25 protein-coding genes are annotated in these 22,763 nt (G+C 45.2%); all 25 read left to right on the forward strand.

From position 1 onward, the window contains the following. Positions 1-276 precede the first annotated feature (276 nt). The 25 genes from E5983_RS03555 (at position 277) to E5983_RS03675 (ending at position 22,470) form a co-directional block, all read left to right on the forward strand. Positions 277-645 (forward strand): DUF1033 family protein, encoded by a 369-nt coding sequence (locus E5983_RS03555; RefSeq protein WP_160332540.1) that lies wholly within the window; start codon positions 277-279, stop codon positions 643-645. 60 nt (positions 646-705) lie between these two features. Then, entirely contained in the window at positions 706-1,344 is a 639-nt protein-coding gene (locus tag E5983_RS03560; RefSeq protein WP_160332541.1) for an SGNH/GDSL hydrolase family protein, read from the forward strand. A gap of 55 nt (positions 1,345-1,399) precedes the next feature. Then, a complete protein-coding gene (locus E5983_RS03565) occupies positions 1,400-2,488 on the forward strand; it encodes an AI-2E family transporter (protein WP_414486760.1) in 1,089 nt (362 codons plus the stop codon). A 94-nt stretch (positions 2,489-2,582) separates the two neighbouring features. Continuing rightward, complete coding sequence (locus E5983_RS03570; protein ID WP_160332543.1) at positions 2,583-3,101, forward strand: hypothetical protein; 519 nt, start codon at positions 2,583-2,585, stop codon at positions 3,099-3,101. Positions 3,102-3,193: 92 nt separating this feature from the next. Next, complete coding sequence (locus E5983_RS03575) at positions 3,194-4,408, forward strand: pyridoxal phosphate-dependent aminotransferase (protein ID WP_160332544.1); 1,215 nt, start codon at positions 3,194-3,196, stop codon at positions 4,406-4,408. A 54-nt stretch (positions 4,409-4,462) separates the two neighbouring features. Continuing rightward, positions 4,463-5,251 carry a GTP-sensing pleiotropic transcriptional regulator CodY gene (codY, locus tag E5983_RS03580; protein WP_160332545.1) on the forward strand — a complete coding sequence of 263 codons (789 nt, stop codon included), beginning with the start codon at positions 4,463-4,465 and terminating at the stop codon, positions 5,249-5,251. Beyond that, on the forward strand, positions 5,251-5,820 hold the full coding sequence (locus tag E5983_RS03585; RefSeq protein ID WP_160332546.1) for a cysteine hydrolase family protein: 570 nt from the start codon (positions 5,251-5,253) through the stop codon (positions 5,818-5,820). Before codY ends, E5983_RS03585 begins: the two co-directional genes overlap by 1 nt. Positions 5,821-5,944: 124 nt before the next feature. Beyond that, the gene (gene gatC, locus E5983_RS03590; protein WP_160332547.1) at positions 5,945-6,250 is read left to right on the forward strand and encodes an Asp-tRNA(Asn)/Glu-tRNA(Gln) amidotransferase subunit GatC; all 306 of its coding nucleotides are present in this window, start codon (positions 5,945-5,947) and stop codon (positions 6,248-6,250) included. Next, the gene (gene gatA / locus E5983_RS03595; RefSeq protein ID WP_160332548.1) at positions 6,247-7,713 is read left to right on the forward strand and encodes an Asp-tRNA(Asn)/Glu-tRNA(Gln) amidotransferase subunit GatA; all 1,467 of its coding nucleotides are present in this window, start codon (positions 6,247-6,249) and stop codon (positions 7,711-7,713) included. The genes gatC and gatA overlap by 4 nt, the downstream gene beginning before the upstream one ends. After that, a complete protein-coding gene (gatB, locus tag E5983_RS03600) occupies positions 7,713-9,155 on the forward strand; it encodes an Asp-tRNA(Asn)/Glu-tRNA(Gln) amidotransferase subunit GatB (protein WP_160332549.1) in 1,443 nt (480 codons plus the stop codon). Before gatA ends, gatB begins: the two co-directional genes overlap by 1 nt. A 299-nt stretch (positions 9,156-9,454) precedes the next feature. Beyond that, positions 9,455-10,834 (forward strand): MATE family efflux transporter, encoded by a 1,380-nt coding sequence (locus E5983_RS03605; protein ID WP_160332550.1) that lies wholly within the window; start codon positions 9,455-9,457, stop codon positions 10,832-10,834. Positions 10,835-10,867: 33 nt separating this feature from the next. Beyond that, complete coding sequence (locus E5983_RS03610) at positions 10,868-11,395, forward strand: YqeG family HAD IIIA-type phosphatase (protein WP_160332551.1); 528 nt, start codon at positions 10,868-10,870, stop codon at positions 11,393-11,395. Next, positions 11,396-12,505 (forward strand): ribosome biogenesis GTPase YqeH, encoded by a 1,110-nt coding sequence (gene yqeH / locus E5983_RS03615; RefSeq protein WP_160332552.1) that lies wholly within the window; start codon positions 11,396-11,398, stop codon positions 12,503-12,505. 44 nt (positions 12,506-12,549) lie between these two features. Continuing rightward, positions 12,550-12,861, forward strand: coding sequence for a ribosome assembly RNA-binding protein YhbY (gene yhbY, locus E5983_RS03620; RefSeq protein WP_160332553.1), 312 nt, complete (start codon positions 12,550-12,552; stop codon positions 12,859-12,861). Between the two features lie 12 nt (positions 12,862-12,873). Further along, the gene (locus E5983_RS03625) at positions 12,874-13,506 is read left to right on the forward strand and encodes a nicotinate-nucleotide adenylyltransferase (RefSeq protein WP_160332554.1); all 633 of its coding nucleotides are present in this window, start codon (positions 12,874-12,876) and stop codon (positions 13,504-13,506) included. Continuing rightward, a complete protein-coding gene (gene yqeK / locus E5983_RS03630) occupies positions 13,503-14,093 on the forward strand; it encodes a bis(5'-nucleosyl)-tetraphosphatase (symmetrical) YqeK (RefSeq protein ID WP_160332555.1) in 591 nt (196 codons plus the stop codon). Before E5983_RS03625 ends, yqeK begins: the two co-directional genes overlap by 4 nt. A gap of 3 nt (positions 14,094-14,096) precedes the next feature. After that, on the forward strand, positions 14,097-14,450 hold the full coding sequence (gene rsfS / locus E5983_RS03635) for a ribosome silencing factor (protein WP_160332556.1): 354 nt from the start codon (positions 14,097-14,099) through the stop codon (positions 14,448-14,450). A gap of 86 nt (positions 14,451-14,536) precedes the next feature. After that, the gene (locus E5983_RS03640) at positions 14,537-15,274 is read left to right on the forward strand and encodes a class I SAM-dependent DNA methyltransferase (protein WP_160332557.1); all 738 of its coding nucleotides are present in this window, start codon (positions 14,537-14,539) and stop codon (positions 15,272-15,274) included. After that, positions 15,271-16,368: a nucleotidyltransferase gene (locus E5983_RS03645; RefSeq protein WP_160332558.1), complete on the forward strand. Its 1,098-nt coding sequence runs from the start codon at positions 15,271-15,273 to the stop codon at positions 16,366-16,368. Before E5983_RS03640 ends, E5983_RS03645 begins: the two co-directional genes overlap by 4 nt. 69 nt (positions 16,369-16,437) lie before the next feature. Next, a complete protein-coding gene (locus E5983_RS03650) occupies positions 16,438-17,154 on the forward strand; it encodes a YebC/PmpR family DNA-binding transcriptional regulator (RefSeq protein WP_160332559.1) in 717 nt (238 codons plus the stop codon). Between the two features lie 268 nt (positions 17,155-17,422). Then, complete coding sequence (locus E5983_RS03655) at positions 17,423-18,244, forward strand: transporter substrate-binding domain-containing protein (RefSeq protein WP_237397569.1); 822 nt, start codon at positions 17,423-17,425, stop codon at positions 18,242-18,244. Between the two features lie 200 nt (positions 18,245-18,444). Beyond that, positions 18,445-19,299 carry a MetQ/NlpA family ABC transporter substrate-binding protein gene (locus tag E5983_RS03660; RefSeq protein ID WP_160332561.1) on the forward strand — a complete coding sequence of 285 codons (855 nt, stop codon included), beginning with the start codon at positions 18,445-18,447 and terminating at the stop codon, positions 19,297-19,299. 163 nt (positions 19,300-19,462) lie between these two features. Then, positions 19,463-20,317, forward strand: coding sequence for a MetQ/NlpA family ABC transporter substrate-binding protein (locus E5983_RS03665; RefSeq protein WP_160332562.1), 855 nt, complete (start codon positions 19,463-19,465; stop codon positions 20,315-20,317). Between the two features lie 397 nt (positions 20,318-20,714). Further along, entirely contained in the window at positions 20,715-21,776 is a 1,062-nt protein-coding gene (locus tag E5983_RS03670) for a methionine ABC transporter ATP-binding protein (protein ID WP_160332563.1), read from the forward strand. A gap of 4 nt (positions 21,777-21,780) precedes the next feature. Beyond that, positions 21,781-22,470 (forward strand): methionine ABC transporter permease, encoded by a 690-nt coding sequence (locus tag E5983_RS03675; RefSeq protein ID WP_160332564.1) that lies wholly within the window; start codon positions 21,781-21,783, stop codon positions 22,468-22,470. Positions 22,471-22,763 lie beyond the last annotated feature (293 nt).

Consider the following 22,763-nt stretch of genomic DNA (forward strand, 5'->3'; position numbering starts at 1 on the left):
CCCCCACCACAGGGAAAGCATCTCATAGAAATTCGAAAGAAGCCGGATTCGGATTGACGTTAAAACCATCTCAACACCCTTATTAAAAAGCTAAATAATAAAAGCCTAAAACTGTCAGTTTTCAGGGATTCCACACAACTTGACAAAGAGCCACTTTTGTCTCAGCCTCTTTTTACATCCAAGTGCTAGATTGGACAATCCCTTCTTTTTGAGCTCAAATTCTTCCTTTATATGTGGAAATTGTGTATAATATCTTCTAATAAGGGGAATAAGTTTATGTACCAAGTAGTAGAGTTATATGGTGACTGTGAGCCATGGTGGTTCACAGATGACTGGCAAGATGATACAGTCCAAGTAGAAGCATTTGAAACATATACTAAAGCCCTCGTGTTTTTCCAAGATAGGTGCAGCCAGTATGAACAGGATTACCCAGAGATTCGGTATGAAGGGGAGACGATGGCCGCCTTTTGGAAGGAGGGAGAGGAACGCTGGTGTGAGGAATGTGGTGACTACATTCAGCAGTACCATTCTCTTGCTGTGGTTCAAAATGGACAAATTCTTGAAAATCTCTCTACTTTAAATTTGGAAGAATTTCTTTCCCCAAAAGCCCATTGTCAATTTGATCAGGGCTTCAGACGTGCGTAATCTATGGGTCTAGTCGAACAGTAGCATCGACAGACCCTTTTTTCTGTAAAGGAGAGACAAATGGCGGTTCAATTATTGGAAAGTTGGTTACTGGGGGAACAGGCTAAAATACAAGCCAACTATAAAGAGCTCAACACGCTCTGCCTGCAGGAGCCCCAGATTATTTTTGCAGGAGATTCAATTGTGGAGTATTTTCCGCTCCATGAGTTGTTGACGAGCTCCAAGTCCATTGTTAATCGTGGCATTCGCGGTTATCAATCCAATCAATTATTAGAGCATCGCTCCCTGCATTTTTTTGGTCAAAATTTAGAAAAGGTTTTTCTGCTTATTGGAACGAATGATTTAGGAAAGGAAGTTCCCCTAGATCAGACCTTGGCCAATCTAGAGCAGCTGTTCTACCTTTTGCAACACGACTATCCACTGGTGGAGATCAAGCTGCTTTCCATTTTACCGGTCTATGAAAGTGATGAAACGAGGGCTAAGCTCTATACGCGGACTAATGAGGGGATTCGGAAAATGAATCAGGCCTATGCCTCCTTGGCAGGGGCCTTTCCCCAGGTTGAGTATCTGGATGTAACGGAAGGGTTGCTGGATGATCACGGCCAATTGCGGGCTGCTTTCACGACGGATGGACTGCATTTGACGGCTCATGGTTACGCCTCCCTAGCCCAAGCTTTGCAACCGCATTTAATAGTCTAATTACCTTGGCAAGGGTAAAGTGGTCTGTTATAATGGGTAAGTTATGAAAAACTTAATGGAAAAAAATAAGGTGCTTTTTGTAGCCATTGCTTTTGCGGCGATTAGCCTCGCCTTGGTTCTTTATATTGCCAATATCTGGCAAGGGTTCCATTACCTCATGGGGGTCTTTTCTCCGATTATTATTGGCGCTGGCTTGGCCTTTGTGTTTAATGTACCGATGAAGAAGCTGGAAGGCCAGTTGAGAGCATGGAAGGTGAAACCAGGTTTACAGCGTCCCTTGGCCATGCTCCTGGTGTTGCTGTTGCTGTGTTTGATTTTTGCTGGCGTCGTGGCGATTATTGTGCCAACCCTGGCAACTTCTGTTAACAGTTTAACCCATACTGTGCAAGCGGCAGTGCCCCAGCTTGGTTCCTGGTTAGCTGCAACTGGCTTGGTGAATCGGGATCAACTACAGGATATTTCAAAGTATCTCACCGATAGTGAGATGCTCAATAAGGGAGCACAGCTCTTAGGCAATTTAACCGGAAATCTCGGGGGATTGGTTGGCAATGTCTTTACCGTTATGATGGCCTTGTTCTTGATGTTTGCCATGCTGGGGAGCAAGGAGCACCTGGCTTCGAGTACCAATCGTATTTTAGCTGTTACACTGCCCAAGAAGGTGGGGGATCGTCTCCGCTATGTAGGGAGTGTCATGGTTGAAACCTATGATGGTTTTTTGATGGGGCAGTTGATTGAAGCCTTTATCATTGGCTTTTTGGTGTTTGCGGCTTATAGTTTGGCAGGCTTACCCTTTGCGTCAATGACAGCGGTTTTGGCAGGTGTCTTGTCCTTTATTCCGTATATTGGTCCTTTTACGGCTTGTGGTTTGGGTGCAATTTTTATTTTTACCATTAGCCCTTGGCAGGCCCTTTTGTCGATTGTTGTTTTCCAATTGGTTCAATTGGTAGAAGGAAACTTGATTTATCCACGGGTGGTTGGTTCTCAAGTGGGGCTTCCGAGCCTGTTTACCCTCGCGGCAGCCTTGATTGGGGGAAATCTATTTGGCCTTGTGGGAATGATTTTCTTTACGCCCATTTTTGCGGTTATTTACCGTTTGGTCAAGGAAGCTGTCGAAGCGAGGGAGGCAAGCTTCTCTCCAAAGTAGAATTTTTTGATTTAAAAGTAAATTACCCTTTTAAAAAGGTCAAGAATGTGCTAAACTGTTAGACAGTTACATTATAGTTAGGGAGGTTGTCTAAATGGTAGAATCGAATTTTCGCGAATATGCCAAAAAAGACAAAGAGTATTTAGTGAAGGATATTGAGGCGTTACGATTGAACATTGGAGCGTCGATTCATGAATTTTCAAAGGAAATGGATGTTTCAATGGATACCTACTTTTCTTGGAAGTATGGCCGTAGTTATCCAAATCCAAAATCGATTGAAAAGATTGTCGTTTTTATGGAGTCTGATAAACCAGAGAAATTACGGGAAGAAATTCGCCAACGTAAGGAAGAAATCCGTCAGCGTCGCTTGGGACGCAAGAGCACACGGGAGTGGACTCAGGAGGATTTGGAGCGGGCTCAGAAATTTCTCAATGAAATTGCAGCATTTCAATCAGATTACCAGTTAAATGAAGCGGAACTCTTGGTTATTTTGAAAATCACACAGAATACTTGGGAAAAATGGACTGAGGGCATGAGTCTTCCGTCTGTTGGCAAGATGTTTGATTTGCGCGATCGGATGCGGACCCACCGGAAAGAGCATCCTGTTAATTAGAAGACAAGGGAAAAGAATTGGGGTTGGAGAAACTCCAATTCTTTTTTATGCCAGAAAAAGGTATAATAGGGTTCAGTAAGGAGGAATAAAGAATGAGGTTTTTTGAAAAATCACAAAAGCTAGAAGATGTAGCTTATGATATTCGAGGTCCGGTTTTGGAAGAGGCTATGCGGATGCGTGCCAATGGTGAGCAAATTTTACGCCTAAACACGGGGAATCCGGCCGAGTTTGATTTTAAGGCGCCAGATGAAGTTATCCATGATCTAATTCGGAATGCCCGCAATAGTGAGGGGTATTCAGACTCCAAGGGGATTTTCTCAGCCCGGAAGGCGATTATGCAGTATTCCCAGCTTAAAGGCATTCCCAATGTGGATATTGATGATATTTTTATTGGTAATGGCGTCAGTGAGCTAATCGTTATGTCTATGCAGGGGCTTCTGGATAATGGAGATGAAGTTTTGGTGCCCATGCCCGACTATCCGTTGTGGACGGCAGCTGTAAGTTTGGGGGGAGGCAAGCCGGTCCATTATCTCTGTGATGAGGAAGCTAACTGGTATCCAGATATGCAAGATATCCGGTCCAAGATTACCGAACGGACCAAGGCTATTGTTGTCATCAATCCTAATAATCCGACTGGTTCGCTGTATCCACGGGAAGTCTTGGAGGACCTGGTTCAGATTGCGCGTGAACACAATTTAATTATTTATGCCGATGAAATTTATGATCGTTTAGTCATGGATGGGAAGGAGCATATCGCGATTGCCAGTCTGGCTCCAGATCTTTTCTGTGTTAGCATGAATGGTCTATCAAAATCCCATCGAATTGCTGGTTTTCGTGTGGGCTGGATGGTCTTATCCGGTGAGAAGAAATATGTTCGGGGTTATATTGAAGGTTTGAACATGTTGGCCAATATGCGTCTATGTTCCAATGTCTTGGCCCAACAGGTGGTTCAGACTTCCTTAGGCGGTTATCAGTCGGTTGATGAGCTGCTTTTGCCGGGTGGTCGGATCTATGAACAACGAAACTTCATGTATGAAGCGATCAATGCCATTCCAGGTTTGTCGGCAGTCAAGCCGAGTGCGGGTCTCTACCTCTTTCCGAAAATCGACCGGACTATGTACAAGATTGAAGACGATGAGCAGTTTGTTCTCGACTTTTTGAAGCAGGAGAAGGTGCTCCTGGTTCATGGACGTGGTTTTAACTGGAAGGAACCCGATCATTTCCGGATTGTTTACTTACCACGGGTTGAAGAGTTGGCCCAGGTCCAAGAAAAAATGGAGCGATTTTTAGCCCAATATCGTTATTAATTTCCATTCGTTAGAAAATTCTGATACAATAGGAAGAGAATAATGAGGTGAACTATGGCAACGTTATTGCAAAAAACGACAAGGATTACTTCAATCTTGAAAGAGTCTTACGAGCAATCCCATGATGATATGCCTTTTGCATCGATTGCTCAACGTCTATCGGAAATCATTGATTGTAATTCCTGTATTATTAATAGCCAAGGTGATTTACTTGGCTATTTTATGCGCTATAAGACGAATACTGACCGAGTAGAGGCTTTCTTTCAAAGCCGCAAGCTTCCAGAGGTTTACGTCAAAGAGGCTGGTTTTGTTTATCAAACAGAAGCCAACTTGGATGTCAATTCTGCTCTATCCATTTATCCAGTTGAAACCAAGGAAAATTATCCAGATGGTGTGACAACAGTGGCACCGATTCATATTACAGGGATTCGTCTGGGCTCCTTGATTATTTGGCGGAATGATGAGCCCTTTGGTGAAGATGATTTAATCTTAGTTGAGATTGCCAGCACTGTTGTTGGCTTACAGATGCTCAACCATCAGCGGGAGATTGATGAAGAGAACCTTCGCCGTCGGTCAACTGTGTCAATGGCCGTTAATACTCTTTCTTATTCTGAATTACGAGCGGTTTCAGCTATTTTGGAAGAATTGGGAGGAACAGAAGGTCAGTTGACAGCTTCTATTGTTGCAGATCGGATCGGAATTACCCGAAGTGTGATTGTCAATGCCCTTCGTAAATTGGAGTCTGCAGGAATTATTGAGAGCCGGTCTCTCGGTATGAAAGGGACCTACTTGAAGGTTTTGATTGCAGATGTTTTTGAAGAAATTAAAAAGAGAGAATTTTAATGACAAAAGCGGTTTTATCTATTGATTATACAAAGGATTTTGTGGCAAATGATGGAAAGTTAACAGCTGGTCAACCGGCGCAAGCCATTTCAGAAGCCATGGCGGCTGTCAGTCAAAAAGCTTGGGACAATGGGCACTATGTTTTTTTCATGATTGATGAACATCTGGAAGGCGACACCTTTCATCCAGAAAGCCAACTCTTCCCACCCCACAATATTCGTGGAACAGAAGGCCGCACCTTATACGGCCCATTGAAGGCTTTTTTTGAAACCCACAAGGATTCCGAGCGCGTATTTTGGATGGACAAACACTACTATTCAGCCTTTGCAGGAACCATGCTGGACATCTACTTGCGGGAGCGAAAGGTTGATACTCTGGTTTTAACAGGAGTGCTGACCGATATTTGTGTTCTGCACACTGCGATCGATGCCTACCAGAAGGGCTATCAGATTGAAATTGTGACGGACGCAGTCGCAAGTATTACAGAGGAGCAGCACCAATTTGCCCTTGACCATATGAAAAATGTCTTGGGTGCAAAACTCTACTCTTCAACAGAATTGAACTTTTAACCGATAATCTAGGGGATGGCTTTCCGACCATCCTCTATTTTTCAGGCTTGAAATGTGGTAGAATAAGGAAGATTTATACTCTCCCTTAGGTAGGAGTATGACTTGTAATCGTAAAGGAGATAGAATGAAGATTTCACATGAAGAAGTGGCTCACGTGGCTAATCTATCAAAATTAGCCTTTACCGCAGAAGAAACAGAGCGGTTTGCGACGGATCTGACCAAGATTGTCGATATGGTTGAAATGTTAAATGAATTGGATACAGAGGGAGTGGCAGTGACCTCCTCTGTGGTCACCCAGGTCAATGTTCTTCGTCCGGACCAAGCCCAAACAGGTTGGAATCGAGAAGAGTTATTTGAAAACGTACCTGAAAAAGACAAGGGCTTTATCAAAGTTCCAGCCATTTTCGAAGAGGAGGGCAGTAATTCATGAGACTGCAAGAACAAACAATCGACCAATTGCATGATCTCTTGGTCAAGAAAGAAATTTCCGTTGAGGAATTAACCAAAGAAACCTTGAAGGATATCGAGGAGCGGGAAGCAGCTCTGGGTAATTTTATTACCATCAGTGAAGAAACGGCCTTGGAGCAAGCCCGTGCCTTGGATGCTAAGGGAGTTGATGTGGATAATGTCTTGAGCGGGATTCCGGTAGCGGTCAAGGATAATATTTCTACGAAGGGAATCTTGACGACTGCAGCTTCGAAAATGCTCTACAATTACAAGCCGATTTTTGATGCGACTAGTGTTTCCAACCTTTACAAGAAAGATATGATTGTCATTGGGAAAACCAACCTGGATGAATTTGCCATGGGGGGATCCAATGAGACTTCCTATTTCAAACCAAGTAAAAATGCCTGGGATCAAAGCAAGGTTCCGGGAGGTTCTTCTGGAGGTTCTGCTTCTGCTGTAGCAGCTGGTCAGGTGCGTCTGTCCTTGGGGTCAGATACTGGAGGGTCTATTCGCCAGCCCGCAGCCTTTAATGGAATTGTGGGGATGAAGCCAACTTATGGCCGGATTTCCCGTTTTGGTCTCATCGCCTTTGCTTCTTCTCTGGATCAGATTGGACCATTTGCACCGACTGTTCGCGAAAATGCCCACTTGTTGGGGGCCTTGGCTGGTCATGATTTACGCGATGCAACTTCTGCACCGCTGGCTGTTCCTGATTTCACCAGCAAGATTGGTCAGGATTTGACAGGGATGAAAATTGCCTTGCCCAAAGAGTATATGGGTGAAGGAATTGACCCGGCTGTGAAGGATCAGATCTTGGCAGCTGCTAAAAAGTTTGAGGAACTGGGTGCGCGTGTGGAAGAAGTGAGCCTTCCCCACAGTCGCTATGGTGTAGCCGTTTATTACATCATCGCCTCTTCAGAAGCAGCCTCCAATCTTCAACGTTTTGACGGAATTCGCTATGGATTTAGAGCGGAAGATATTGAAAATCTTGAGGATGTCTATGTCAAGACCCGGAGCCAAGGTTTTGGAGACGAGGTTAAGCGGCGGATTATGTTGGGGAACTTCAGTTTGTCATCGGGTTACTACGATGCCTACTTCAAAAAGGCTGGCCAGGTTCGGACTTTGATTATGGAGGATTTCCGCAAAGTCTTTGAAGGCTATGACTTGATTATGGGACCAACTGCCCCAACAGTAGCCTTTGATTTGGGTAGCCGTGTGGAGGATCCGATTGCCATGTACCTGGCGGACTTGTTGACGATTCCGGTGAACTTGGCTGGACTGCCAGGTATGTCTCTGCCAGCTGGATTTGCGGATGGTCTGCCGGTTGGTCTGCAACTGATTGCCAACCACTTCCAAGAAGAAACTCTCTACCAAGCTGCTGGAGCCTTTGAGGCAGCAACCAGCTACCATTTAGAAAAACCTGCGATTTTTGGAGGTGTCAACTAATGAATTTCGAAACCATTATTGGATTGGAAGTCCATGTGGAGCTAAAAACAGCTTCCAAAATCTTTTCACCTGCACCAGCACATTTCGGTGAGGATCCAAATGCCAATACCAATATCATTGACTGGGCCTTTCCAGGTGTCTTGCCAGTCTTAAACAAGGGTGTTGTAGATGCTGGGATCAAAGCTTCCCTAGCTCTGAATATGGACCTGCATCGGGACATGCATTTTGACCGGAAAAACTATTTCTATCCGGATAATCCTAAAGCTTATCAGATTTCACAATTTGATGAGCCAATTGGTTACAATGGCTGGTTGGAAATTGAACTAGAAGATGGATCAACCAAGAAAATCCGTGTCGAACGGGCGCATCTGGAAGAAGATGCTGGGAAAAATACTCATGGCAGTGACGGGTATTCCTATGTGGACTTGAACCGTCAAGGGGTTCCCCTAATTGAGATCGTATCTGAAGCCGATATGCGCAGCCCAGAAGAAGCCTATGCCTACTTGACTGCCTTGAAGGAAATCATCCAGTACACAGGAATTTCCGATGTCAAAATGGAAGAAGGATCGATGCGGGTGGATGCCAATATCTCCTTGCGCCCTTACGGCCAAGAAGCCTTTGGAACCAAAACCGAATTGAAAAACCTCAACTCCTTTAACTATGTGCGGAAAGGGTTGGAGTATGAGATCAAACGCCAGGCCGAAATCCTGCGATCTGGCGGCCAAATCCGTCAAGAAACACGCCGTTACGATGAGGCAACCGGTGAGACCATCTTGATGCGGGTTAAGGAAGGGGCGGCAGACTACCGTTACTTCCCAGAACCAGACCTACCACGGGTACAGTTGGACGAGGCTTGGATTGAAGCTGTTCGCCAAGAACTACCAGCTTTTCCAAAGGAACGGCGCCAACGCTACCGGGCTGAATTTGGTTTGAGTGACTACGATGCGCGTCAATTGACAGCTAGCAAGTTCCAATCTGACTTCTTTGAAGCAGCCGTGGCCCTGGGTGGTGATCCTAAGCAAGTTTCTAACTGGTTGCAAGGGGAAGTGGCCCAGTACCTCAACGCCAATAATCAGGCCTTGGCTGACCTTGCCTTGACTCCAGAAAATTTGGTTGAGATGATTGGCTTGATTGCGGATGCAACAATTTCGTCTAAGATTGCCAAAAAAGTTTTTGTCCATCTGGCCAAAAATGGTGGCTCTGCGCGTGACTATGTTGACCAAGCCGGCTTGGTCCAAATCTCTGATCCAGCCGTCTTAATTCCGATCATTCATCAGGTCTTTGAGGATCAACCAGCAGCCGTTGCCGATTTCAAGTCTGGTAAACGAAATGCGGACAAGGCCTTCACTGGTTTCTTAATGAAAGCAACTAAGGGACAGGCCAACCCACAAGTGGCCCAAGCCTTGTTGAAAGAAGAATTGCAAAAATTGTTAGAAGAGTAGCAGACGAGTTAGAAAAAGGTCGAGACACGTTTTGGAGGTCCCGGCCTTTCTCTTGGTTTTAGTACTTTTTCGCTTTTTCTTTATCACTAAGGAGGCTTGGCAAGGTCAGATTGTGAAATTCAATGAGTATTAGGATGAACTTGATACTAGTGGGGACCTCTAAAAACTAAATTTCTGAAAATCTAAATGTTGATTTATCAAGGTTTGAGTGATTCAATTTGAAGAAAAACTGAGGTTTTTAGAGGCCCCCTAGTGTTTGTCTGTAAGAGCTATTTGACAGCTATACGAAAGGAATTTGTATGGAACAGAATAAATTAGGGACGGCCTCTATTTCGTCTCTCTTACGACAGTTGGCCATTCCAGCAGTTATTGCCAATGTGGTCAACGCTCTTTACAATATCGTCGATCAAATTTTTATTGGCCAAGGGATTGGTTATCTGGGAAATGCGGCGACCAATGTTGCCTTTCCTGTGACCACCCTGTGTTTGGCCTTGGGTTTGATGATTGGCCTGGGGGCGGCAGCTCGTTTTAATTTGGAGCTGGGGCGAGGGAAACAGGCCCTAGCCCAGAAGGTGCTGGGGAATGCTTTTACGACCTTGGTTGTGGCGGGAGTAGTCCTGTGTCTGGTGTTACAGATCTTCTTGGGGCCCTTGTTGACACTCTTTGGGGCGACAGAAAGTATCTATGACCTAGCCTTGACCTATACCAGTGTATCGATTTGGGGTGCTCCCTTCTTATTGTTTGCGATTGGCTCTAATCCCCTGGTGAGGGCGGATGGCTCTTCGACCTATTCCATGATGGCTATTATTTCTGGGGCGGTGGTTAATACCCTGTTGGATCCCCTGTTTATCTTTAGCTTTGGTTGGGGCATGGCGGGAGCTGCTTGGGCTACGGTTTTGGGACAATTTGTTTCGGCTCTAATCTTGGCCCTGTATCTCCCACGTTTTAAAAGCGTGCGTCTGCAGCGGGAGGACTTCCGTTTGCAGGGGGCTTTGGTACGATCTTTTGCCTCGCTGGGGATGGCTTCCTTTATTTTTCAATCCTCCAACCTCTTGGTGCAGATTGTGACGAACCAATCCCTGCGTTTTTATGGAGAAAGCTCGATTTATGGCAGTGAGATTCCAATCGCGGTGGCAGGGATTGTATCCAAAATCAATGTCATTATGATTTCGCTGATTATCGGGATTGTTCAGGGCTCCCAACCAATTTTAAGTTTTAACTATGGCGCTCAGAACTGGGGTCGGGTGCGGGAAACGATTCGCATTGCCATTGCTTGGGTATCGGTGATTGGTTTTGGGACCTGGGCCGCTTTTGAGACCTTTCCCTATGAGTTTTTAGCCCTATTTGGATCGGGCAGTCACGCTTATTTTGAATTTGGCATTGCCTATATGCGGGCCTTCTTCCTCTTTTCCTTTGTCAATGGGGTGCAGATTTTTTCTGCCACCTATTTCCCAGCAATCGGCCAGGCCAAGATAGGGGCCAAGATTTCTCTACTCAAGCAATTGGGTCTCATTTTGCCCCTCCTCTTGCTTATGCCCCGCTTTTTCGGGGTCGCGGGACTAGCCTATGCGATGCCCCTAGCTGATTTTACGGCCTTTGTGGTCGCGGGTTGGGCCTTGTGGAAGGCCTATGGTCGGCTTGGCTTTCCTTTTGAAGCAAAAGAAGGGGATATGGTATAATGAAGACTAGTATAGTGGAAAATGGAGTAGCTTGTGTCAATTGAGCAGTATAAACCGAATTACACGGTAGAGGCGGTCTATGATATCGCAGTAGAAGATTTGAAAAAGCTGGGAATTGAGGCGGTCTTGGTTGATTTGGACAATACCTTGATTGCTTGGAACAACCCAGATGGAACACCCGAAATGAAAGATTGGTTGCATCAGGTTCAGGATGCCGGTATTCAGATTATGGTGGTGTCCAATAATACCAAAAGGCGGGTGACGCGGGCTGTGGAGAGGTTCGGGATTGGTTTTGTTTACTGGGCTTTGAAGCCATTTGCCTTTGGAATCAATCGTGCCTTAGCCAAGCTCAAGGTAGACCGCTCCAAGGTTGTGATGGTTGGTGACCAATTGATGACCGATATTCGGGCAGCCCATCGTGCTGGGATTCGCTCGATTCTGGTCAAGCCCTTGGTGCAACATGATTCCATCAATACCAAGTTTAATCGGGCGCGTGAGCGACAGGTGCTCAAAAAGCTAGAAGCCAAGTATGGCCCTATGAAATTTCACAAAGGATTGTAAATGCAGGAAAAACTATTTTGTATCGGCTGTGGTGCCGAAATTCAAACCGAGCAGAAGGAAAAAGCAGGATACACACCGCCAGCGGCCTTGGAAAAAGGCTTGGCAAGTGGAGAACTCTATTGCCAACGCTGCTTCCGCCTTCGCCACTATAATGAAATCAGTGATGTGGAGATGACGGATGAGGACTTCCTCCGCCTCTTGCATGAAGTTGGCGACAGTGATGCCCTGGTAGTCAATGTCATTGATATTTTTGACTTTAATGGTTCGGTGATCCCCGGCCTATCTCGCTTTGTAGCTGGGAATGATGTCTTACTGGTGGGAAACAAGAAGGATATCCTACCCAAGTCCGTCAAGGACAAGAAGTTGTTACGGTGGTTAACAGAGCGGGCCCACGAAGAAGGGCTGCGGCCGGTTGATGTGCAATTAACCAGTGCCCAAAACAAGGATGCCATCAAGGACTTGATTGAGAAAATCGACCGCTATCGGAAAGGGCGGGATGTCTATGTGGTCGGGGTGACCAATGTTGGGAAGTCGACCCTGATTAATGCCATTATTCAGGAATTGTCTGGGGATAAGAATGTGATTACGACCAGTCGTTTCCCTGGAACGACCTTGGATAAGATCGAAATTCCACTAGAGGATGGCCGCTTCATTTATGACACGCCAGGAATCATTCACCGCTACCAGATGGCCCACTACCTAGAAGGCAAGGACCTTAAGTTGGTCAGTCCCAAAAAGGAACTAAAACCTAAAACCTACCAGCTCAATCCCGAGCAGACCCTCTTTTTCGGAGGCTTGGCTCGCTTAGATTTTGAGGCTGGTCAGCGCCAAGGTTTTACTGCCTACTTTGAAAATGAACTGAAGATCCACCGGACCAAACTGGCTGGAGCAGATGCCTTTTATGACAAACATGTAGGTGACCTCTTGCAGCCACCTCGCCAGAAAGATTTGGAATCCTTCTCAAAACTGGTTCCCCATCCTTTGACCATTACAGAGAAAAGCGATGTGGTTATTTCCGGTTTGGGATGGATTCGGATTCCGGAAGCTGCACGGCTGGTTGCCTGGGCTCCAGAAGGAGTGGCGGTTTTGGTGCGTCCAGCGATTATTTGATCCTATCGCGTTTGCAGTTGAAATAAATGGAGTAAAGGAAAATTATGTCACTTACAAGTAAACAAAGAGCCTTTCTGAAAGCAGAAGCTCACCATATGAAACCGATTATCCAGATTGGCAAAAATGGCTTGAACAATGAGATTAAAACTAGTATCCGCAATGCCTTGGATGCGCGTGAATTGATCAAAGTCACTCTTTTGCAAAATACGGATGAAAATATCCATGATGTTGCAGAAACCTTGGAAGAAGAAATTGGTTTGGACACTGTCCAAAAGATTGGTCGGATCTTGATTCTGTTCAAGCCTTCGGCTAAAAAAGAAAACCGTAAATTATCCATTAAAGTTCGTGAGGTATAACAAGGAGAAACGATGGCACTCGAATTAGTCACACCTTTTACCAAGGTTGCCCTGCAACCGGATTTACCAGAAAAGAAACGCAAACAAGTCGGGATTTTGGGCGGGAATTTTAATCCTGTTCATAATGCCCATCTGTTAGTAGCGGATCAGGTGCGGCAGCAATTGAGCTTGGATCAGGTCCTGCTGATGCCAGAGTTTCTCCCGCCCCACAAGGATAAAAAAGAGACCATTGACCAGCACCACCGTTTGATGATGTTGGAATTGGGCCTTAATGGAAAAGAAGGTTTGGGAATTGAACGTTTGGAACTGGACCGCAAGGGGATTAGCTACACCTATGATAGTATGAAAATCCTAACAGAAGCCAATCCTGATACCGATTATTACTTTATTATCGGAGCGGACATGGTGGAGTACCTCCCCAAGTGGCACCGGATTGATGAGCTCTTGGAATTGGTTCAGTTTGTGGGCGTTCAACGGCCAAAATACAAGGCTGGAACTTCCTATCCAGTAATCTGGGTAGATGTGCCGCTCATGGATATTTCTTCCAGCATGGTTCGTGATTTTATTGCGACTGGCCGTGAGCCGAACTTCCTCTTGCCAGAACTGGTTTGGCAGTATATCAAACGTGAGGGCTTATATAAATGACCTATGAAACCTACCTGTCCTTGGGACGCGCAGACTTACTGGAACGTTTACAGGAGACCCTGAGTCCCCATCGTTTCCAACATGTTCTGAATGTGGAGCAGGCGGCCATTCAGTTGGCCCAGGCCTATGGCCAGGACCCGGTCAAGGCCGGTTTAGCAGGTCTGCTGCATGACTATGCCAAGGAAAAACCTGACGCTTACTTCCAAACACTGATTGCGGAGCGTGGGCTGGATCCAGACCTGCTCCAGTGGGGCAATAATATTTGGCATGGTTACCTTGGAATTTATGCCATCCAGGACGAGCTCGGTTTGGAAGATGAGGAAATCCTGGACGCGATTCGGGTTCATACCATTGGGAAGGCTGACATGTCCCCCTTAGATATGATTCTGTATCTGGCGGATTATATTGAAGCCGATCGGAATTTTCCAGGAGTTGAGGAAGCGAGACGCCTGGCCTATTCTTCTCTAGAAGAAGGAGTGGCCTACGAAACTGCGGAAACCCTGGCCTTTTTAGCGAAAAAAGGAATTCCGATTTATCCCCAAACCTTGGAAACCTACAATGCATACAGACACTTTTTAGAGAGGTAAACAATGGAAGGAAATCAATTATTAGAACTGGTGGTCAAGGCTGCTGACGAGAAACGAGCTGAAGACCTCGTAGCCCTAGATGTTCAGAACTTGACCAGTGTGACAGATTATTTTGTGATTGCTAGCTCGATGAATAGCCGTCAGCTGGAAGCCATTGCGGATAATGTTCGTGAAAAGGCTCAAGAAACTGGTTTAGAAGTCGGACCCCTTGAAGGCCATGTAGCCAGTGGTTGGGTTCTCTTGGATTTGGGAGGAGTTGTCTTCCATGTCTTTTCCGAGGAAGTCCGCAATGATTACAATTTAGAAAAACTTTGGCATGAAGCAGAAATGGTTGACATTTCCAGCTTTGTAGATTAAAGGAAGAGAGGAGGACAGTGTTGGGAAAGACTCGTGTTGATGGTAGTCGATTCCGCTCGTCCTCTTTTTTACTATGGGGGTAACTGATGACAACGTATGAAACATTTGCAGGCGTCTATGATGCTATCATGGATGACCAACTGTATGACCAGTGGTTGGACTTTACTCAGAATCATCTGGTACCAGACACAAAGGATATTTTAGAACTGGCCTGTGGGACGGGGATTCTATCGCTCAAGCTGGACCAGGCTGGTTACCGTATTAAGGGATTGGACCTGAGTCCGGAGATGGTTGAGTTAGCCCAGAAACGGGCTCGAAAAGCCGGCCGCCAACTGGAATTTATTCAAGGGAATATGCTCGATTTACCAGCCTTGGAGCCAGTGGATGCGGTGACCTGCTACTCCGACTCGATTTGTTATCTGGAGGATGAAGTAGAGGTAGGCGATGCCTTCCAGCAGGTTTTCCGAGTTCTCAAGCCTGGCGGTCGCTTCCTCTTTGATGTTCATTCCATTTACCAAATGGAGGAAGTTTATCCAGGCTACAGCCATCATGAGAATGCGGAAGATTTCGCCTTTGTATGGGATTCCTACCCAGATGATCCTCCCTACTCCATTGTCCATGAATTAACCTTCTTTTTGAAAGAAGAAGATGGGCGCTTTGTTCGCAAGGACGAAGTACATGAGGAAAGGACTTACGAACTTTTAACCTATGAAATCTTGTTAGAGCAGGCAGGCTTTACCAATATCCAAGTCTATGCCGATTTTACCAATCAAGCTCCAGATGAAAAGAGCTTGCGGTGGTTCTTCGTGGCGGAGAAACCATGAAAATTAGTGGGGTAATTGCTGAATTTAATCCCTTCCACAATGGCCACCGTTACCTCTTGGATCAGATGGAGGGGCTTAAAATCGTGGCCCTGTCAGGTAACTTTGTGCAAAGGGGAGAGCCAGCCTTTGTTGACAAATGGGTTCGGGCCCAAATGGCCTTGTCGCAGGGAGCTGATTTGGTTTTGGAACTGCCCTTTCTAGTCAGTGTTCAAGCGGCTGATTTCTTTGCCGCTGGAGCGGTGGATATTTTGGTTCGGGCTGGAGTCGAGGAGCTGGTTTTTGGAACGGAGGAGGTTCGGGACTACAATGCCTTGCTAGCGACCTATCAAGCTCGGGCGGCTGAAATGACCGCCTACATGGACCAACTTCCCAACTCTCTGTCCTTTCCTCAAAAGAGCCAGGCTGCTTGGGAGCAGTTTTTGGGGCTGACCTTTACCGGCCAAAGCCCCAACCATATTCTTGGCCTGGCCTATACCAAGGCTGCTGCTGAGACGAATCTGACCCTGAAGGCTATCCAACGCCAAGGAGCAGGTTTTCATTCCCTGGCCAAGGACCAAAGCTATGCCTCAGCGACAGCTCTTCGCCATCACCGGGCGGACCAGGCCTTTGTTCAACAACATAGTCCGGTAGCGGATCTTTTGGCAACGGTGCCGCAGCAAGATTGGTCTTTGTATTGGCCCTTGGTTCGCTACCAGATTCTCAGCCATCCCAATCTGCAGGATATCTACCAGGTTAATGAAGAAGTAGCCCAGCGCTTGTTGGGGGCAGTTGGGCAGGTGGACTCGGTCGAGGAGTTGGTCGCAGCGGTCGCGACCAAGCGCTTCACCAAGGCTCGGGTACGGCGTATCTTGACCTATGTCTTGGTCGGAGCGCAAGAAGCTCCCTTACCCGAAAGTTTGCGTGTGTTGGGCTTTTCCAGCCGGGGGCGCCAACACCTAGCGCTTTTGAAAAAGCAGGTTAACTGGGTGACTCGGATTGGAGCAGAGCCCTGGGATGCTCTGACGCAGAAGGCGGATCAGATTTATAGCCTCGGACAAGCGGGCATTGGCCAACAAAATTTCGGACGGGTTCCCCTCCAATGGGGTGGGGAATGAATTCTTTTTGCGTCAGCTTTTGGAAAGTGATATAATAACGCGTGAATGCAGTAATAAAAGGAGAAAAACATGGGACGTAAATGGGCCAATATTGTGGCAAAAAAGACAGCTAAAGATGGCGCGAACTCAAAAGTTTATGCTAAGTTTGGTGTTGAGATTTATGTGGCAGCGAAAAAAGGAGAGCCAGATCCTGAGTTGAATGCGGCGCTCAAGTTCGTTGTGGACCGGGCTAAGCAAGCACAGGTTCCGAAGCACGTAATCGATAAGGCGATTGATAAGGCTAAGGGGAATACGGACGAAACCTTTACAGAAGGGCGTTATGAAGGGTTTGGACCTAATGGTTCAATGTTGATTGTTGATACCTTGACTTCTAACGTGAACCGGACTGCAGCGAATATCCGTGCAGCCTTTGGTAAAAATGGTGGAAATATGGGAGCCAGTGGTTCTGTTTCCTATTTGTTTGACAACAAAGGTGTGATTGTCTTTGCAGGTGAGGATGCCGATGCGGTTTTTGAGTTGTTGCTAGAGGCAGATGTTGATGTGGATGACGTTGAAGCAGAAGAAGGCAGCATCACTGTCTACACAGCTCCAACAGATCTGCACAAGGCGGTTGAAACCTTGCGGGCTGAGGGAATTGCGGAATTCCAAGTAACCGAACTGGAAATGATTCCCCAATCTGAGGTGCAATTGGACGGTGATGACTTAGCTGTGTTTGAAAAATTGGTAGACGTTTTGGAAGATGATGAAGATGTCCAAAAAGTTTACACTAATGTTGAAGGATTTTAAAGATTTTCAAGGGAGTGGGACAGAACTAAATTTGAAAAATTTAGTTGATTCGCTTTCTTGATTTTAGGCTCGGGTTGAAAAGGTTCTCTTCCGAACTTGAAAAGCGAACGAAGAGAACAAACAGCTACTGCGTCAAAGTCATTTCGCTAACTAAAATAATCGAGGCTAGACTTTTGTCCTAGCCTCTTTTGCAATTCAAGCTAGTAGCAATTTCCCTTGTTTTCTGCTAGTATCTTAAATAGAAACTAGAAGGAGGTTTTTCATGAAACTGAAAAAAATTATTTCCCTTGCTCTTCTTGCAACATCTGCCCTTGTGATTGCAGCTTGCTCGAACAATGGCTCAGATTCTTCTGAAGCAGCAAAGAAGGAAGTTGTCCGCGTAGCTACCAATGCGTCACCAAAACCATTTAACTATGAAGATGAAAAGGGGGAGTTGACGGGTTACGAGATTGAAGTTGTGAAAGCTATCTTCAAAGACTCTGATAAATACGACCTTGAATTTGAAAAGACAGAATGGTCTAGTCTTTTTGCAGGGTTGGATAGTGACCGCTACCAAATGGCTGTCAATAACATTTCTTATACAGAAGAGCGTGCTAACAAGTATCTTTACGCTTACCCTATTGCTAAAAATCCTAACGTCCTTGTCGTTCAAAAGGATGATGAAAGTATCAAGTCGATGGATGACCTAGGTGGTAAAACAACTGAGGTTGTTCAAGGAACCAACACAGCGGCACAATTGGAAGAATGGAATAAGGAGCATGCAGACAATCCAACCAACTTGTCTTACACACGTGCAGACTTCCAGCAAATCATGACACGGATGAATGATGGTCAAGCAGACTACAAGATTTTTGATCGTATCTCTATTGAAACTATCATCAAAAATCAAGGCTTGAACAATCTGAAAATTATTGAATTGCCAGAAAGTGCTCAGCCATTTGTTTACCCAGTCTTTGCAAAAGGCCAAGATGACTTGAAAAACTTCGTTGATGGCCGTATCAAAGAATTGCAAGCAGACGGTACCCTTGCGAAATTGTCGAAAGAATTCTTCGGCGGCGACTATGCTCCAACAGCTGAAGAGTTGAAATAAATCATTTGAGAAATAATACAGATTTCTAAATAAGAGCATCCCAAAAGTTGAGCCCTAGGCCTAACTTCTGGGATGTTTTTCTTATGGCTTGCTGGCAGAGCTTGATAAAGCCTTTTTATAGGGGAGATAAAAAATCAATACTAGGCGAGGCCAGGGGCTTCTGATATGCTAGTAGCAAGAAAAGAAAAAGGAGCTTGCTTATGAAATTGAAATCGGTATTGAAACTAGTGGGACTTACTTCTTTGGCAGCCTTGGTACTGGCAGCCTGTACTCCAGCCAGCACGGCTAAAGAAGATGCAAATACGATTCGCGTAGGCTTGATGGCTAAAAGCGATACCGAGGAAGCTCGGTGGGATAAAATCGAGGAACTCTTGCAAGACGAAGGGATTAAAATTGAGTATACGGAGTTTACGGATTATTCCCAGCCCAATAAGGCAACAGAAAATGGGGAAGTCGATGTCAATGCCTTCCAGCATTACAATTTCTTAAACAACTGGAACAAGGAAAACCAGGGTAGCTTGGTGCCAATTGCGGATACCTATTTCACAGCCTTTCGTTTGTATTCAGGAACCAAAGGGGGCTCTGAACGTTACACGGATGTGAAACAGATTCCAGATGGCGGTAGCATTGCCATTCCAAATGACCCCGTCAATGAAAGCCGGGCCCTCTACCTGCTCCAATCTGCTGGTCTCTTGAAACTGGATGTTTCCGGGGATACCTTTGCAGCGATCGAAAATATTCAAGAAAATCCTAAGAATTTGGATATTAAAGAACTAGATGCCAGTCAAACTGCTCGTTCGTTAGAGTCGGTTGATGCGGCCATTGTTAACAACGATTTTGTTCAAGAAGCAGGGATTGACTTCAAAAAAGCGATCTTTGTAGAAGTCCCAGATGCCAATGCCAAGCAATGGTATAACTTCCTGGCAGCCAAAAAGGATTGGGAACAGTCAGACAAGGCAGAAGCTCTGAAAAAACTCATCAAGGCTTACCACACTGACGAAGTGAAAAAAGTTATTGAAGAATCTTCAGGTGGTTTAGACCAGCCTGTTTGGTAATTGATTGGCTAGACTCGGATGAAAAAGATTTGAACATCTGTCATCCGAGTCTTTTCTCAAGGCTTGATAAAAAATTTTTATAAGGCACTTAAAAATCCCATACTAGGCAGCTAGGAGTGGGTCTGTTATTCTAGTAGCAAGAAAAAATAAAAGGAGCTTACTCATGAAATTGAAATCAATCTTGAAAGTAGTAGGTCTGACAGCCCTAGCTGGTCTGACCTTGGCAGCCTGTGCCAATACGGGAGGTTCTTCTTCAGATGCCAATACCCTCCGTGTAGGTCTGATGGCTAAAAGTGATTCGGAAGAAAAACGTTGGGAAAAAATTGAAGAGCTTTTGGACGAAGAAGGAGTGAAGTTGGAATACACTGAGTTTACAGACTATTCACAACCAAATATTGCTACCGCTAATGGCGATGTTGATGTCAACGCCTTCCAACACTACAACTTCTTGGATAACTGGAATCAAGAAAATAAGGGCGATCTAGTAGCGATTGCAGATACTATCATTTCGCCAATTCGTCTTTACTCTGGTACAAAAGATGGCAAGAACCGTTACACAAGCGTGGAGCAAATTCCAGATGGTGCAACAATCACCGTTCCAAATGATGCGACCAATGAAAGCCGCGCGCTCTACCTTCTGCAATCAGCTGGCTTGATCAAATTGGATGTGTCCGGTAAAGAATTGGCAACAATCGCCAATGTCAAAGAGAATCCAAAGAAATTGGATATTAAAGAATTGGATGCTAGCCAAACAGCCCGTTCGCTAGATTCTGCAGATGCAGCCGTTGTTAACAACACTTTTGTATCGGAAGCTGGTTTGGACTTCAAGAAGGCCTTGTTTGTAGAGGTTGCGGATGACAATTCGCAACAATGGTACAATATTCTAGCTGCTAAAAGTGACTGGGAAAAATCAGATAAGACAGCTGCTTTGAAGAAATTGATCAAAGCCTACCATACAGATGATGTTAAGAAAGTCATTGAAGAAACCTCAGAAGGTTTGGACCAACCCGTTTGGTAAGCCACAAATCGGCTACTCTTTGCACAGCCAAGTCGAAGTGAACGACCTATAAAGAGAGTAAGCAAGAGTATGAAACAAACCGAGGGAGAGGGGGTTGGGAGTGGGACAGAACTAAATTTGAAAAAATTTAGTTTATTCGCTTTCTTAATTTCAGGCTCATGCTAAAAAGATCCACTGGATCTTTTTACTCCCACCCCCGCAAGGTTGATTAGGTCGGGTTCGGAGCCTAAAAGGCGAACGATTGGAGTTTGCTTCGCAAACAAGATTTGGTACTCTCTAACAGCATATAATGCTGTTAGCCCCAAGCAGTTACTGTGTCAAAGGCATTTTATTAACCAAAGTCAATGAGGCTAGACTTTTGTTCCAGCCTCTTTTGGATTGAGAATAGGAGTATGTGATGTCAGAAACCATCATTAAATTAGAAAATATTGGTGTTCGTTTTAGTCAAAAAAACAAAGTGATTACAGCGGTTGATCAGGTCAGTCTCAACATCTGCAAGGGGGATATCTATGGTATCGTAGGTTATTCAGGAGCTGGCAAATCTACCTTGGTGCGCGTGGTCAACTTACTGCAGACGCCAACGGAAGGTCGTCTGGTGGTAGATGATGAAGTCTTTTTTGATCAGGGGAATGTTCAACTATCTGCCCAAGCCCTAAGGGAAAAACGTCGCGAAATTGGCATGATTTTCCAACACTTTAATTTGATGAGCCAAAAAACGGCTGCAGAGATTGTTGCCTTCGCCTTGAAACATTCTGGTTTGAGCAAGGAGGCCAAGGAGCAAAAGGTCAAAGAACTATTGGAATTGGTAGGATTAGCCGATCGCGCAGAAAACTATCCATCGCAATTATCCGGTGGACAGAAACAAAGGGTGGCCATTGCGCGAGCTTTAGCTAATGATCCCAAGATTTTGATTTCCGATGAGTCAACCTCTGCTTTGGACCCTAAAACAACTAAGCAGATTTTGAAACTCCTCCAGGAATTGAATGAGCGCTTGGGACTAACCATTATTATGATTACCCACGAAATGCAAATCGTGAAGGATATTGCGAACCGTGTGGCGGTTATGCAGGATGGTCGTCTAATAGAAGAAGGAAGTGTTTTGGACATTTTCAGCAATCCTAAGAATGAATTGACCCAAGACTTTATGGAAACAGCTACTGGAATTGAAGAAGCTTTGCGGAAAATTCACCAACAGGAAAGTGTCCGTCATTTGCCAGCTGGGCAAGAATTGGTACACTTGAAATTTTCCGGAAATGCGACAGATCAAGCCATTATTCACGATCTCTCCAAGCATTATGAGGTTACAGCCAATATTTTATTTGGAAATATTGAAATTCTCGATCATACTCCAGTAGGCGAGTTGATTGTGATTCTTTCTGGAACACCAGAAAGTCTGAGCAAGGCGCATGCAGGCTTAAAGAAGTCTGGAGTTGGTATAAAGATTCTGAAAGAAGGATAATAAGATGAATAGTATTGAAACCTATCTACCAAATGTTTATAAAATGGGCTGGTCTGGGCAAGCCGGTTGGGGTACAGCCATCTACTTGACCCTCTACATGACCTTTTATGCTTTCCTAATTGGTGGATTTTTGGGCCTTGTGACGGGCCTCTTGTTGGTCTTAACAGCACCAGGCGGTGTTTTGGAAAATAAATGGGTTTATTGGACTTTGGATAAGATCACCTCTATTTTTAGAGCCGTTCCCTTTATTATCCTATTGGCAGTTCTCTCCCCATTAGCGCAAACCCTTGTTGGAACAAGCATTGGACCAAACGCTGCCCTTGTTCCGCTTTCCTTTGCTGTCTATGCCTTTTTTGCTCGCCAAGTCCAAGTTGTTTTAGCGGAATTGGATTCCGGCGTTATTGAAGCGGCCCAAGCCAGCGGAGCAACGACCAAAGATATTATTGGTGTGTACCTGAGCGAAGGACTACCCGATTTAATCCGGGTGACAACGGTAACTCTGATTTCACTAGTAGGTGAGACCGCCATGGCTGGTGCAGTTGGTGCCGGTGGACTGGGGAATGTAGCCATTGCCTACGGTTATAACCGTTACAATCATGATGTCACCATTCTAGCAACAGTCTTGATTATTATTTTGATCTTTACCATTCAATTTATTGGGGACTTTATCACTAAAAAAGTGAGTCATAAGTAAGAGAAACTCAGGGGATTTGTTCCTCTGAGAATTTTTTTTAAAAAAATGAGCAAAAAGTCTTGCCAAGAAAGCTGTAGTGTTGTATACTAAGAAAGTCCTGAAGGGAGAGTTCCTTAAACGGGACAGTTAGTTGATAAAGGTTCGGCACATCCGAACCAAGTCAAAAAAACTTCAAAAATTTTTCAAAAAAGTGTTGACAAAGATTTGAGGTTTTGGTAAACTAATGAAGTTGTCTCGTGAGAGGCATGACCTTTGAAAACTGAACAAGACGAATACCAATGTGTGGGACACTA

The organism is Streptococcus danieliae (assembly GCF_009767945.1).
Taxonomy (GTDB): domain Bacteria; phylum Bacillota; class Bacilli; order Lactobacillales; family Streptococcaceae; genus Streptococcus; species Streptococcus danieliae.

What these genes read in the sequence shown, in the direction of transcription:
- E5983_RS03555 (WP_160332540.1), top strand. Translation starts at nt 277, where the DNA reads ATGTACCAAGTAGTAGAGTTATATGGTGACTGTGAGCCATGGTGGTTC.
- E5983_RS03560 (WP_160332541.1), top strand. Translation starts at nt 706, where the DNA reads ATGGCGGTTCAATTATTGGAAAGTTGGTTACTGGGGGAACAGGCTAAA.
- E5983_RS03565 (WP_414486760.1), top strand. Translation starts at nt 1,400, where the DNA reads ATGGAAAAAAATAAGGTGCTTTTTGTAGCCATTGCTTTTGCGGCGATT.
- E5983_RS03570 (WP_160332543.1), top strand. Translation starts at nt 2,583, where the DNA reads ATGGTAGAATCGAATTTTCGCGAATATGCCAAAAAAGACAAAGAGTAT.
- E5983_RS03575 (WP_160332544.1), top strand. Translation starts at nt 3,194, where the DNA reads ATGAGGTTTTTTGAAAAATCACAAAAGCTAGAAGATGTAGCTTATGAT.
- codY (WP_160332545.1), top strand. Translation starts at nt 4,463, where the DNA reads ATGGCAACGTTATTGCAAAAAACGACAAGGATTACTTCAATCTTGAAA.
- E5983_RS03585 (WP_160332546.1), top strand. Translation starts at nt 5,251, where the DNA reads ATGACAAAAGCGGTTTTATCTATTGATTATACAAAGGATTTTGTGGCA.
- gatC (WP_160332547.1), top strand. Translation starts at nt 5,945, where the DNA reads ATGAAGATTTCACATGAAGAAGTGGCTCACGTGGCTAATCTATCAAAA.
- gatA (WP_160332548.1), top strand. Translation starts at nt 6,247, where the DNA reads ATGAGACTGCAAGAACAAACAATCGACCAATTGCATGATCTCTTGGTC.
- gatB (WP_160332549.1), top strand. Translation starts at nt 7,713, where the DNA reads ATGAATTTCGAAACCATTATTGGATTGGAAGTCCATGTGGAGCTAAAA.
- E5983_RS03605 (WP_160332550.1), top strand. Translation starts at nt 9,455, where the DNA reads ATGGAACAGAATAAATTAGGGACGGCCTCTATTTCGTCTCTCTTACGA.
- yqeH (WP_160332552.1), top strand. Translation starts at nt 11,396, where the DNA reads ATGCAGGAAAAACTATTTTGTATCGGCTGTGGTGCCGAAATTCAAACC.
- yhbY (WP_160332553.1), top strand. Translation starts at nt 12,550, where the DNA reads ATGTCACTTACAAGTAAACAAAGAGCCTTTCTGAAAGCAGAAGCTCAC.
- E5983_RS03625 (WP_160332554.1), top strand. Translation starts at nt 12,874, where the DNA reads ATGGCACTCGAATTAGTCACACCTTTTACCAAGGTTGCCCTGCAACCG.
- yqeK (WP_160332555.1), top strand. Translation starts at nt 13,503, where the DNA reads ATGACCTATGAAACCTACCTGTCCTTGGGACGCGCAGACTTACTGGAA.
- rsfS (WP_160332556.1), top strand. Translation starts at nt 14,097, where the DNA reads ATGGAAGGAAATCAATTATTAGAACTGGTGGTCAAGGCTGCTGACGAG.
- E5983_RS03640 (WP_160332557.1), top strand. Translation starts at nt 14,537, where the DNA reads ATGACAACGTATGAAACATTTGCAGGCGTCTATGATGCTATCATGGAT.
- E5983_RS03645 (WP_160332558.1), top strand. Translation starts at nt 15,271, where the DNA reads ATGAAAATTAGTGGGGTAATTGCTGAATTTAATCCCTTCCACAATGGC.
- E5983_RS03650 (WP_160332559.1), top strand. Translation starts at nt 16,438, where the DNA reads ATGGGACGTAAATGGGCCAATATTGTGGCAAAAAAGACAGCTAAAGAT.
- E5983_RS03660 (WP_160332561.1), top strand. Translation starts at nt 18,445, where the DNA reads ATGAAATTGAAATCGGTATTGAAACTAGTGGGACTTACTTCTTTGGCA.
- E5983_RS03665 (WP_160332562.1), top strand. Translation starts at nt 19,463, where the DNA reads ATGAAATTGAAATCAATCTTGAAAGTAGTAGGTCTGACAGCCCTAGCT.
- E5983_RS03670 (WP_160332563.1), top strand. Translation starts at nt 20,715, where the DNA reads ATGTCAGAAACCATCATTAAATTAGAAAATATTGGTGTTCGTTTTAGT.
- E5983_RS03675 (WP_160332564.1), top strand. Translation starts at nt 21,781, where the DNA reads ATGAATAGTATTGAAACCTATCTACCAAATGTTTATAAAATGGGCTGG.